The organism is Paraburkholderia sp. CNPSo 3281, assembly GCF_024206515.1.
In the GTDB taxonomy this organism is placed as follows: Bacteria; Pseudomonadota; Gammaproteobacteria; order Burkholderiales; family Burkholderiaceae; genus Paraburkholderia; species Paraburkholderia nodosa.
Genome location: NZ_JAMBPS010000055.1, coordinates 40,224 through 51,365 on the forward strand (window position 1 = coordinate 40,224; position 11,142 = coordinate 51,365).

At 64.3% G+C, this 11,142-nt stretch carries 9 protein-coding genes; 8 read left to right on the plus strand and 1 reads right to left on the minus strand.

The features are described from left to right. Positions 1 to 14: 14 nt before the first annotated feature. Complete coding sequence (gene betI, locus M3I56_RS33490) at positions 15 to 629, minus strand: transcriptional regulator BetI (protein ID WP_254341069.1); 615 nt, start codon at positions 627 to 629, stop codon at positions 15 to 17. A gap of 346 nt (positions 630 to 975) precedes the next feature. Here betI and M3I56_RS33495 point away from each other — a divergent pair, with 346 nt between their 5' ends. The 8 genes from M3I56_RS33495 to fdhA all read left to right on the plus strand — a co-directional run bounded on the left by M3I56_RS33495 (position 976) and on the right by fdhA (position 10,803). Continuing rightward, positions 976 to 2,118, plus strand: a complete 1,143-nt coding sequence (locus tag M3I56_RS33495; RefSeq protein ID WP_254341071.1) for a porin — start codon at positions 976 to 978, stop codon at positions 2,116 to 2,118. A gap of 203 nt (positions 2,119 to 2,321) precedes the next feature. After that, the gene (locus tag M3I56_RS33500; RefSeq protein WP_254357646.1) at positions 2,322 to 3,707 is read left to right on the plus strand and encodes an L-serine ammonia-lyase; all 1,386 of its coding nucleotides are present in this window, start codon (positions 2,322 to 2,324) and stop codon (positions 3,705 to 3,707) included. Between the two features lie 38 nt (positions 3,708 to 3,745). Beyond that, a complete protein-coding gene (locus M3I56_RS33505) occupies positions 3,746 to 4,990 on the plus strand; it encodes a sarcosine oxidase subunit beta family protein (protein ID WP_042260300.1) in 1,245 nt (414 codons plus the stop codon). Between the two features lie 14 nt (positions 4,991 to 5,004). Beyond that, the gene (locus M3I56_RS33510; protein ID WP_254357647.1) at positions 5,005 to 5,307 is read left to right on the plus strand and encodes a sarcosine oxidase subunit delta; all 303 of its coding nucleotides are present in this window, start codon (positions 5,005 to 5,007) and stop codon (positions 5,305 to 5,307) included. Next, a complete protein-coding gene (locus M3I56_RS33515) occupies positions 5,304 to 8,312 on the plus strand; it encodes a sarcosine oxidase subunit alpha family protein (RefSeq protein ID WP_254357648.1) in 3,009 nt (1,002 codons plus the stop codon). The genes M3I56_RS33510 and M3I56_RS33515 overlap by 4 nt, the downstream gene beginning before the upstream one ends. Then, complete coding sequence (locus tag M3I56_RS33520) at positions 8,302 to 8,937, plus strand: sarcosine oxidase subunit gamma (RefSeq protein ID WP_254357649.1); 636 nt, start codon at positions 8,302 to 8,304, stop codon at positions 8,935 to 8,937. The genes M3I56_RS33515 and M3I56_RS33520 overlap by 11 nt, the downstream gene beginning before the upstream one ends. Beyond that, positions 8,934 to 9,431 (plus strand): dihydroneopterin aldolase, encoded by a 498-nt coding sequence (locus M3I56_RS33525; RefSeq protein ID WP_254357650.1) that lies wholly within the window; start codon positions 8,934 to 8,936, stop codon positions 9,429 to 9,431. The genes M3I56_RS33520 and M3I56_RS33525 overlap by 4 nt, the downstream gene beginning before the upstream one ends. A gap of 175 nt (positions 9,432 to 9,606) precedes the next feature. Continuing rightward, a complete protein-coding gene (fdhA, locus tag M3I56_RS33530; protein WP_069267059.1) occupies positions 9,607 to 10,803 on the plus strand; it encodes a formaldehyde dehydrogenase, glutathione-independent in 1,197 nt (398 codons plus the stop codon). The last annotated feature ends 339 nt before the right edge of the window (positions 10,804 to 11,142 follow it).

An 11,142-nucleotide genomic window follows, 5' to 3' on the forward strand; every position in this document is an offset into this window, starting at 1 on the left:
GGCTCCAGGCCGGGTTACTTGGCCGACTTGCCTGAGCGCGGCTTGGCGCGCGCTTCGAGCAGCAGGTCGATGTAGTCGTTGGCCACGCGCAGCGCGGCCTTCGTGTCGAACGGTTCGCCCGTGAGCGCGCCGCGCAGCCAGAGGCCGTCGATCAATGCAGCGAGTCCGCTTGCGGCGCGCCGGGCCGCGGCGCCTGGCAACACCTTCTCGAACTCCGCGCAGAGGTTCGAATGGAGCCGCCGCGTGTTGACCCGCTGCAGCCGGCGCAGCGCGGGCTGATGCATGCTCTCGGCCCAGAACGCGAGCCATGTCTTCATGACGGGTGCGTTCACCTGCGAAACATCGAAATTGGCCGCGACGATGGCGCGCAAGCGCGCACGCGGTTCGTCTTTCGCGGCGAGGCGACGCCGCACCGTGGCCTCCCAGAGGTCGTGCAGCACGTGGCGCATGGTGGCTTCGAGCAGGCCGTCCTTACCGCCGAAATAGTGACTGACGATGCCAGTCGAAATCTTCGCGTGCTGCGCGACGGTGGCGAGCGTCGTGCCCGAGAGACCCGACTGGTCGATCGATTGCAGGGTGGCGTCGATGAGTTGCGCGCGCCGCACGTCGCGCATTCCGATCTTGGGCATGGGGACTCCGGACGATTCGGGAAGGTTTCCACTCTAGGTATTTTTTATTGAATGTTCAATCAATAAAAACGTAGAAATGGCGGGATCGGCGGATTTTACAAAGTCCGCGTCGGATTACCGATGATCGCGTCGGCGGAACCCCTCGCGAGGGCCGCCAGATAAAGGATTGCGCCTGTTTTACAGGGTTTTTTTCTTCGCTGGCGTGTCGCGTTAGCGCCAGCGCGTGTCGTGTCTGCGCAAGTCGGGCGAGATTTGGACTTGTACGTTTTGATCCACCGCGCAGGGCGCCACGCGTTGCCGGCGCGGCCCGACAACCTGTATCGCCAGACCAGAGAGACCCGACACCATGAGAAAACTGAATCCGGTGGCACTGAGCGGCATTGCGGTGGCATTGAGTGCTGTCTCGACCGCAAGCCATGCCCAAAGCAGCGTCACCCTGTACGGGATCATCGACGCGGGCGTGACGTACGTGAGCAATGCGGGCGGCTCGCATCAAGTGAAATTCGACGACGGCATTGCGCAGGCGAACCGCTGGGGCCTCAAGGGCACCGAGGAACTCGGCGGCGGGTTGAAGGCCGTGTTCCAGTTGGAGAGCGGCTTTCACCTTGGCAACGGACAGATCGCCAACGGCGGCTCGCTTTTCGGCCGCCTGGCTTATGTCGGACTCCAGAACGATTGGGGCACGCTCACGTTCGGCAATCAGGCCGATATGACGCAGGAGTTCGTCTACCTCTACAACGTCACGGCGTGGGCGAGCGGCTACGCCATCAACCAGGGCGACTTCGACCGCATGAACGGCGACCATCTGCCGAACGCCGTGAAATTCATGTCGAACACGTTCGGCGGATTCCAGTTCGGCGGCATGTACTCGTTCAGCAACACGCCCGGCGACTTCCACACGGGCAGCGCCTGGAGCGTGGGCGCGCAATACCAGAACGGCCCGTTCGCGATGGGCACCGCGTACACGCAGTTGAACAACCCATCTGGCATTTACGCGTTCGACCCGTACAACATGATCGGCGTGCGCACGTTCTTTGGCAGGCCGACCGTCAGCGTCGATCCCGCCACGGGCGCAGTGAGTTCGCTCTACTCGGAGACGCCGTTCCCCGTGGACAAGCAGGCCACCTTCGGCGCGGGCGCGAGCTACGCCATCGGCGACGTCACGCTCATGGGCGCTTTCACGTACACGCAGATCAAGGCGTTCGGCGAGAGCGAGCACATGCAGGTGGGCGAAGGCGGCGCGAACTGGCAGGTGACGCCCGCGTTCAGCGTGGCGGGCGGCTACCAGTACACCCACTTCGACGGCCACCACTGGAACCAGCTTTCGGCGGGCCTGCATTACCTGCTTTCGAAGACCACGGACGTCTATCTCTCGGGCGACTGGCTCAAGGCCTCGCAGGGGGTGGACGCGGTGATCGGCTACAGCTTCACGCCGTCTTCCACCACGACGCAGGCCGACGTGCGCGTTGGCTTGCGGCATTCGTTCTGAGCGGGCAGGCGGGTGTTTTTCCGCCGCACAACCTCGGGGAAACCCCCGGTTAAACGCTGGCGAAACGTCCGCCGGCGTCGCCCGCAGCCCTGGCTGGCGAGGCCGTCCAACGGCGATGGCGTTTTTGTTCTATCGGCTGCCATGGCCTCTTTGGTCTACTTGCATCCAAGCTCATCCATGCGCTCAGCGCGAAGGGAAGTCAGATGAACGTCAGCGTTTTCGACCTGTTCAAGATCGGAATCGGTCCGTCCAGCTCGCATACGGTCGGCCCGATGGTTGCCGCGTGCCGCTTCGCGTCCCATATCGAGGACGCCAATCTGCTCGCCTTTGTGCGCCGCGTCAAAGTCGAGCTGTATGGCTCGCTCGGCGCGACGGGCAAGGGCCACGGCACCGACAAGGCCGTGCTGCTCGGCCTCGAAGGCAACTTGCCCGACTCGGTCGATCCCGACCAGATCGAGCCGCGCCTCGCCGCCATGCGCCGCGAGAAGTCGCTCGTGCTGCTCGGCAAGCAGACCATCCGCTTCGACGAAAAGGAGTGCATCGGCTTCTTTCGCAAGACGATGGGCGGCGCGAACACGCTCCACCCGAACGGCATGCGTTTCCAGGCCTTCGACGAAAACGGGCAGCTGCTCGTCGAAAAAGAGTACTACTCGGTGGGCGGCGGTTTTGTCGTGAACCGCGACGGCGACCGCGTGAACGGCGTGCGCAGCGGACGCGAGGTGCCGTATCCGTTCCGCACCGGCGACGACCTGCTGCGCGTGTGCAAGGAGAGCGGCCGCTCGATCGCCGAAGTCACCTTCGCGAACGAGTGCGCGGCACGCTCGCCGGAGGAAGTGCGCGAAGGGCTGCTCGTGATCTGGCGCGCGATGGCCGCCTGCGTGGAGCGCGGCTGCAAGATGCATGGCGAGCTGCCCGGCCCGATGCATGTGAAGCGCCGCGCCGCCGATCTCTCGGTGCATCTGCGTTCGCGCTCCGAGGAGTCGCTGCGCGATCCGCTTTCGATGCTCGACTGGGTCAATCTCTACGCCATGGCCGTGAACGAAGAGAACGCGGCGGGCGGCCGCGTCGTCACGGCGCCCACGAACGGCGCGGCGGGCGTGATTCCCGCGGTGCTGCACTACTACGTGAAGTTCGTGGCGGGCGCAAACGAAGACGGCATTGCCAACTTCCTGCTCACGGCCGCGGCCATCGGCATCATCTACAAGGAAACGGCGTCGATCTCGGGTGCGGAAGTGGGCTGTCAGGGCGAAGTGGGCGTGGCGTGCTCGATGGCCGCTGCGGCGCTTGCTGCCGTCATGGGCGGCACGCCGGGCCAGGTGGAGAACGCCGCCGAAATCGGCATGGAGCACAACCTCGGCATGACCTGCGACCCGGTGGGTGGCCTCGTGCAGATTCCCTGCATCGAGCGCAACGCGATGGGCGCGATCAAGGCGCTCAACGCCGCGCGCATGGCGCTCAAGGGCAACGGCGAGCATTACGTCACGCTCGACAACGTCATCAAGACGATGCGCGAAACGGGTGCCGACATGAAGACGAAATACAAGGAGACGTCGCGCGGTGGTCTCGCCGTGAACGTCATCGAGTGCTAACTGAAGCTAATGGTAACGCGCAACAAGGGGTCTGCGAGATGAGCCGCTATTCGATATTCAGTCTGTTCCGCAACGGTTTGTCGTATCACGAGAACTGGGAGCGGCAGTGGAGAAGCCCGGAGCCGAAGAAGGAGTACGACGTGGTGATCGTCGGCGGCGGCGGGCATGGTCTCGCAACGGCCTATTACCTCGCGAAAGAGCACGGCGTGAAGAACGTCGCGATTCTGGAGAAGGGCTGGATCGGCGGCGGCAATACGGCGCGCAACACGACCATCGTGCGCTCGAACTATCTGTGGGACGAGTCGGCGGCACTCTATGAAAAGGCGATGAAGCTCTGGGAAGGGCTCTCGCAGGACCTCAACTACAACGTGATGTTCAGCCAGCGCGGCGTGATGAATCTCGCGCATACGCTGCAGGACGTGCGCGACACCGAGCGCCGCGTGAACGCGAACCGCCTGAACGGCGTGGACGCCGAGTTCCTCACGCCCGAGCAGATCAAGGAAATCGAGCCGACCATCAATCTGAACAGCCGTTACCCCGTGCTGGGCGCCTCGATCCAGCGTCGTGCGGGCGTGGCGCGCCACGACGCCGTGGCATGGGGCTTCGCGCGCGGCGCGGACCAGCACGGTGTGGACATCATTCAGAACTGCCAGGTGACGGGCATTCGCCGCGACGGCGCGCGCGTGACCGGTGTGGATACGTCGAAGGGTTTCATCAAGGCGAAGAAGGTCGCTGTGGTGGCGGCGGGCAACACCACGACGCTCGCGGACATGGCCGGCGTGCGCTTGCCGCTGGAAAGCCACCCGCTGCAGGCGCTGGTGTCGGAGCCGATCAAGCCGGTCGTGAACACCGTCATCATGTCGAACGCGGTGCACGCCTATATCAGCCAGTCCGACAAGGGCGATCTCGTGATCGGCGCGGGCGTGGACCAGTACACCGGGTTTGGCCAGCGCGGCAGCTTCCACATCATCGAGGGCACGTTGCAGGCCATCGTCGAAATGTTCCCGGTGTTCTCGCGCGTGCGGATGAACCGGCAGTGGGGCGGCATTGTCGACGTTTCGCCGGACGCCTGCCCGATCATCAGCAAGACCGATGTGAAGGGTCTCTATTTCAACTGCGGCTGGGGCACAGGCGGCTTCAAGGCGACGCCGGGGTCGGGCTGGGTGTTCGCGCACACCATTGCGAAGGACGAACCGCATCCGCTCAACGCGCCGTTCTCGCTGGACCGTTTCTATACCGGCCATCTGATCGACGAACACGGCGCAGCCGCCGTCGCGCACTAAAGAGAGACCACAACATGTTGCTGATCGAATGCCCGTGGTGCGGTCCCCGCGCCGAAGTCGAGTTCACGTGCGGCGGCGAAGCCGACATCGCGCGCCCGCTCGAGACCGACAAACTCACCGACGAGGAATGGGGCGACTACCTCTTCATGCGTCACAACCCGCGCGGCGTGCACAAGGAGCAGTGGCTGCACGCGCAGGGTTGCCGCCGCTGGTTCAAGGCGACGCGCGACACCGTCACCTACGAGATTCAGTGTTACGAGACCTTCGGCGCAGCAAATGAGGCGCAAGGCAACAAGCAAGGGAGCACGCAGCGATGAGCCAGAAGAACCGCCTTGGCGCCGGTGGGCGCGTGAACCGCGCGATTCCGCTGAACTTCACGTTCAACGGCCGCACGTATCAGGGCTTCCAGGGCGACACGCTCGCCTCGGCGCTGCTCGCCAACGACGTGCATTTCGTCGCGCGCAGCTTCAAGTACCACCGCCCGCGCGGCATCATGACGGCGGACGTGGCCGAGCCGAACGCCATCGTGCAACTCGAGCGCGGCGCGTATACGGTGCCCAATGCGCGCGCGACCGAAGTCGAGTTGTATCAGGGGCTCATCGCGACGAGCGTGAACGCCGAGCCTAGCCTCGAAAACGATCGCATGGCGATCAACCAGAAGTTTTCGCGCTTTCTGCCGGCGGGCTTCTACTATAAGACCTTCATGTGGCCGCGCAAATGGTGGCCGAAATACGAGGAAAAGATTCGTGACGCCGCGGGTCTCGGCAAGGCGCCCGAAGTGCGCGACGCCGACCGCTACGACAAGTGCTTCGCGCATTGCGACGTTCTCGTGGTCGGCGGCGGCCCCGCCGGTCTCGCGGCCGCGCATACGGCGGGCGCAACCGGCGCACGCGTGATTCTGGTGGACGACCAGCGTGAACTGGGCGGCAGCCTGCTGTCGTGCAAGGCCGATATCGATGGCCGTCCCGCGCTCCACTGGGTCGAGAAGATCGAAGCCGAACTCAAGCAGATGCCCGACGTGAAGATCCTGTCGCGCAGCACGGCTTTCGGCTATCAGGATCAAAATCTCGTGACCGTTACGCAGCGTTTGACGGAGCATCTGCCGGTGTCCACGCGCCAGGGGACGCGCGAGCTGTTGTGGAAAATCCGCGCCAAACGCGTGATTCTCGCGACGGGTGCGCATGAGCGTCCCATCGTGTTCGGCAACAACGATCTGCCGGGCATCATGCAGGCCTCGGCGGTATCGACTTATATCCATCGCTATGGCGTGTTGCCGGGCCGCAATGCGGTCGTGTTCACGAACAACGACGCGGGCTACCGTTGTGCGCTCGACCTGAAGGCATGCGGAGCGACCGTCACAGTCGTCGATGCGCGTACGCAGGGCAATGGCGCATTGCAGACCGCCGCGCGCCGCCAGGGCGTGAAGGTGATGTACAACGCCGCCATCAACTGTGCGCACGGCAAGCAGCGCGTGAGTTCAGTCGATGTGGTGGGCTACACGAACGGGCAAGCGGGCGCGCAGCAGGCTACGCTCGCATGCGATCTCGTTGCCGTGTCGGGCGGCTTCAGCCCGGTACTGCACCTCTTCGCGCAGTCGGGCGGCAAGGCGCACTGGAGCGACGCGAAGGCCTGCTTCATGCCGGGCAAGCGCGTGCAGGAGGAAGTGAGCGTTGGCGCGGCGGTGGGCGAATTCGGCCTTGCCCGCGCGCTCACGCAGGGTGTGGACGGCGGCATCGACGCGGCGAAGTCGCTCGGCTTGCCGATCAAGCGGCCCGCTGTGCCCAGGGCCGCCGAGGTCGAGGAAACGCCGCTGCAGGCGCTGTGGCTCGTAGGCAGCCGCAAGGATGCGGCGCGCGGGCCGAAGCAATTCGTCGACTTCCAGAACGACGTATCGGCAGCGGACATTCTGCTCGCCGCGCGCGAAGGCTTCGAGTCGGTCGAGCACGTGAAGCGCTACACGGCCATGGGCTTCGGCACCGACCAGGGCAAGCTCGGCAATATCAACGGCATGGCGATTCTCGCCAGCGCGCTCGGCAAGACGATTCCCGAAACCGGCACGACGACGTTCCGCCCGAACTACACGCCCGTCACGTTCGGCACGTTCGCGGGGCGCGAATTGGGCGACATGCTCGACCCGATCCGCAAGACCTGCATTCACGAGTGGCACGTGCAGCATGGCGCGGAATTCGAGGACGTGGGCAACTGGAAGCGCCCGTGGTACTACCCGAGGAGCGGCGAGAATCTGCACGCGGCCGTGAAGCGCGAGTGTCTCGCGGTGCGCAACAGCGTCGGCATTCTCGATGCTTCCACGCTGGGCAAGATCGACATCCAGGGGCCCGACGCCGCGAAGCTGCTCAACTGGGTGTATACGAACCCGTGGCTCAAGCTCGAAGTGGGCAAGTGCCGTTATGGCCTGATGCTCGACGAAAACGGCATGGTGTTCGACGACGGCGTGACGGTGCGCCTCGGCGAGCAGCACTACATGATGACGACCACCACGGGCGGCGCGGCGCGCGTGCTCACGTGGCTCGAACGCTGGCTGCAGACCGAGTGGCCCGACATGAAGGTGCGTCTTGCTTCCGTCACCGACCACTGGGCGACGTTCGCCGTGGTCGGCCCGAAGAGTCGCAAGGTACTGCAGAAGGTGTGCAAGGACATCGACTTCGACAACGCCGCGTTCCCGTTCATGTCGTATCGCAACGGCACGGTCGCGGGCGTGAAGTCGCGCGTCATGCGTATCAGCTTCTCGGGCGAGCTGGCCTATGAAGTGAACGTGCCGGCCAATGCAGGCCGCGCCGTATGGGAAGCGTTGATAGAAGCAGGCGCCGAGTTCGACATCACGCCGTACGGCACGGAAACGATGCACGTACTTCGCGCGGAGAAGGGCTACATCATCGTGGGCCAGGACACGGACGGCTCGGTCACGCCTTTCGACCTCGGCATGGGCGGTCTCGTCTCGCAGACGAAGGACTTCCTCGGCCGCCGCTCGCTCAAGCGCTCGGACACGGCCAAGGAGAACCGCAAGCAGTTCGTCGGACTGCTGACCGATGAAGCCCAGTATGTTCTGCCCGAAGGCGGCCAGATCATCGCGCCCGATGCGCAGGCGCGCTCCGACGGCACGACGCCGATGATCGGCCACGTGACGTCGAGCTACTACAGCCCGATCCTGCAGCGTTCCATTGCGCTTGCGGTCGTGAAGGGCGGCTTGAACAAGATGGGCGAACGCGTGGTGATTCCCATGGCCGATGGCCGGCGCGTGAGCGCGCAGATCGCGAGCCCGATTTTCTACGACACGGAAGGAGTGCGTCAGCATGTTGAATGAAACGAAAGACCCCCTGCCGGTCGCGGAGCGCGTCGTCGGCGTGCGCCTGGAGTCGCCGCTCGTAGGCGCAGCGGACCTGATCAAGGCGCAGGAGGGACGCGCCTCGAAAGCGTTCGCCATGCGCGAATCGCCGTTCCGCGACCTCGTGAACGTGCGCGGCGAACTGAGCGATCCGGCGTTCGTCGCGGCGTTCGCCGGCGTCGTGGGCTGCGAGCCGCCTGCCGCGCCGAACACCGTCGCGCGCGGCGAGCATTACGACGTGCTTTGGCTCGGACCCGACGAATGGCTCGTGCGCTCACTCGCGCCTGTGCAAACCGGCATGCTCGAAGCGAAGCTCACCGCCGTGCTCGGCGACGCCTATGCGGCGGCCGTGGACATCGGCAGCGGCAACACGGTGATCGAGATCGAAGGCACGCGAGCACGCGACGTGCTCTCGCGCGGCTGCCCGCTCGACCTGCATCCGCGCCTCTTCAAGCCAGGTCAATGCACGCAGAGCGTGTATTTCAAGGCTTCGATCGTGCTGATTCCCACGGGTGAGGACCGCTTCGAGATCGTCGTGCGCCGCAGTTTCGCCGATTATTTCTGCCGCATCATGGTCGACGCCGCGGCGTCGGTCGCGCCATGAAGATCGTCGATGCAGCGTTCGAGCCGGCGCTCGGCGCGCTGGGCGCAATCGGTGCGCTCGGCGCTCATGATGAGCCGCGCGGGCGCGGCTGGAGCGTATTCGTCGAAGCGTTGAGCGTGCCGGCGCGCATCGGCATCTATCCGCACGAGCACGGCTCCCCGCAGCCACTCGTGATCGACGCGCAACTCGGTTACCGCTGCATGCCGCGCGAAAAGAACGCGACGGGTGAAGCGGGCGACTGGATCGACTACGACGGCTATTGCACGCGCCTTGCCGACTTTCTCGGGCGCAAGCCGCACACGCGGCTGCTCGAAACGCTGGTGGCGGACATGGCGGCGTTCTCGTTTCGCGAATGGCCCGCGCTGGAAACGCTCAGGCTCGCGGTGCACAAGCCGAAGATCCGGCCGGGCACGCGGCGCGTGGGCGTGGCGCTCGATTGGACACGCGCCGACTATCGGCAATGGATACGGGCTGACGGGGGCGGGCAGCCATAGCAGGCAGGACGCGTAGCCCGATGTCGGCGCAAAGCAAGGGCGCGTCGCTTTTTGCACATCGTCGTATGCGGCGGGCAGGCTACGCTCGAAGCATCGTTGCCTTGTGCGGAATCTGCACGAGGTGACGCCATCTAGTGAGCAGCGTTGCGAGCTGCATCGAACAGGAGACAGCGAGATGAGCGGTAATCGAGGCGTCGTGTATCAAGGGCCGGGCAAGGTCGAGGTGCAGAACATCGCGTATCCGAAGATGGTCGATCCGAGCGGACGCTCGATCGGCCATGGCGTCATTCTGAAGGTGGTCAGCACGAATATCTGCGGCTCGGACCAGCATATGGTCCGCGGGCGCACGACCGCGCCCGTCGGTCTCGTGCTGGGCCATGAGATCACCGGCGAAGTGGTGGAGGTGGGCAACGACGTCGAAACGCTGAAGATCGGCGACCTCGTTTCCGTGCCGTTCAATGTGGCCTGCGGGCGCTGTGCGATGTGCCGCGAGCAGCACACGGGTGTTTGCCTGAACGTGAACCCGTCGCGCGCGGGCGGCGCTTACGGCTATGTCGACATGGGCGGCTGGATTGGCGGTCAGGCCGAATACGTGCTCGTGCCGTATGCCGATTTCAACCTGCTGAAGTTTCCGGACCGCGATCAGGCGATGTCGAAGATCCGCGATCTCACTTGCCTCTCCGACATTCTGCCCACGGGCTATCACGGCGCGGTCACGGCGGGCGTGAAGCCGGGCTCGACCGTCTATATCGCGGGCGCGGGTCCGGTGGGGATGGCGGCTGCGGCTTCGGCGCGTTTGCTCGGCGCGGCCTGCACGATCGTCGGCGACATCAATGCCGAGCGACTCGCGCATGCGAAGGCGATGGGTTTCGAAGTGGTCGATCTGTCGAAAGACGCGACGCTTGGCGAGCAGATCGAGCAGATTCTCGGCAAGCCGGAGATCGATTGCGCTGTAGATTGCGTGGGTTTTGAAGCCCACGGGCATGGCGCTTCCGGTCACTCGGAAGAGGCGCCGGCCACGGTGCTCAATTCGCTGATGGAAATCACGCGGCCCGCAGGGATGATCGGCATTCCGGGGCTGTACGTGACCGATGATCCGGGCGCACGCGATGTGGCCGCGCAGCATGGTAGCCTGAGCATCCGGTTCGGGCTTGGCTGGGCCAAGTCGCATACGTTTCATACGGGGCAGACGCCCGTGCTCAAGTACAACCGCAATCTCATGCAGGCGATTTTGTTTGATCGGTTGCCGATCGCCAAGATCGTTAATGTGTCGGTTATTTCGCTTGATGAGGCGCCTGAGGGCTACAAGAAATTTGATGGGGGCGCGCCGCGGAAGTTTGTGATTGATCCGCATGGGTTGTTGGCGGCATAGGTTTGGTTTTTGGTTTTGGCTTTTGGCCGTTTTTTTGGGGTTTCTTGTTTTCGCGTCGGTACGCGAGCGTTGCCCCTGTGCGGGGCGGCACCTACTTTTCTTTGCCGCTGGCAAAGAAAAGTAGGTGCCGCCCCGCACAGCAATGCTCTCAACTTAAGCCTTCGCATTACGCGAGTTTGTAGGCGAGATAGAAATGGGGCTTGGCCTTTCTGGGTGGCCTGGGACAGGAGCGTGACGGCTGTATTCGACATCGGGTGCGGTGAATCACCGAGAGAACCGGGGCGAGGCTGTCCAGGCAGCGCTGGATGCGCAGAAGGCAGCCGGCAAGGATCGGCCTGA

What these genes read in the sequence shown, in the direction of transcription:
- betI (WP_254341069.1), bottom strand. Translation starts at nt 629, where the DNA reads ATGCCCAAGATCGGAATGCGCGACGTGCGGCGCGCGCAACTCATCGAC.
- M3I56_RS33495 (WP_254341071.1), top strand. Translation starts at nt 976, where the DNA reads ATGAGAAAACTGAATCCGGTGGCACTGAGCGGCATTGCGGTGGCATTG.
- M3I56_RS33500 (WP_254357646.1), top strand. Translation starts at nt 2,322, where the DNA reads ATGAACGTCAGCGTTTTCGACCTGTTCAAGATCGGAATCGGTCCGTCC.
- M3I56_RS33505 (WP_042260300.1), top strand. Translation starts at nt 3,746, where the DNA reads ATGAGCCGCTATTCGATATTCAGTCTGTTCCGCAACGGTTTGTCGTAT.
- M3I56_RS33510 (WP_254357647.1), top strand. Translation starts at nt 5,005, where the DNA reads ATGTTGCTGATCGAATGCCCGTGGTGCGGTCCCCGCGCCGAAGTCGAG.
- M3I56_RS33515 (WP_254357648.1), top strand. Translation starts at nt 5,304, where the DNA reads ATGAGCCAGAAGAACCGCCTTGGCGCCGGTGGGCGCGTGAACCGCGCG.
- M3I56_RS33520 (WP_254357649.1), top strand. Translation starts at nt 8,302, where the DNA reads ATGTTGAATGAAACGAAAGACCCCCTGCCGGTCGCGGAGCGCGTCGTC.
- M3I56_RS33525 (WP_254357650.1), top strand. Translation starts at nt 8,934, where the DNA reads ATGAAGATCGTCGATGCAGCGTTCGAGCCGGCGCTCGGCGCGCTGGGC.
- fdhA (WP_069267059.1), top strand. Translation starts at nt 9,607, where the DNA reads ATGAGCGGTAATCGAGGCGTCGTGTATCAAGGGCCGGGCAAGGTCGAG.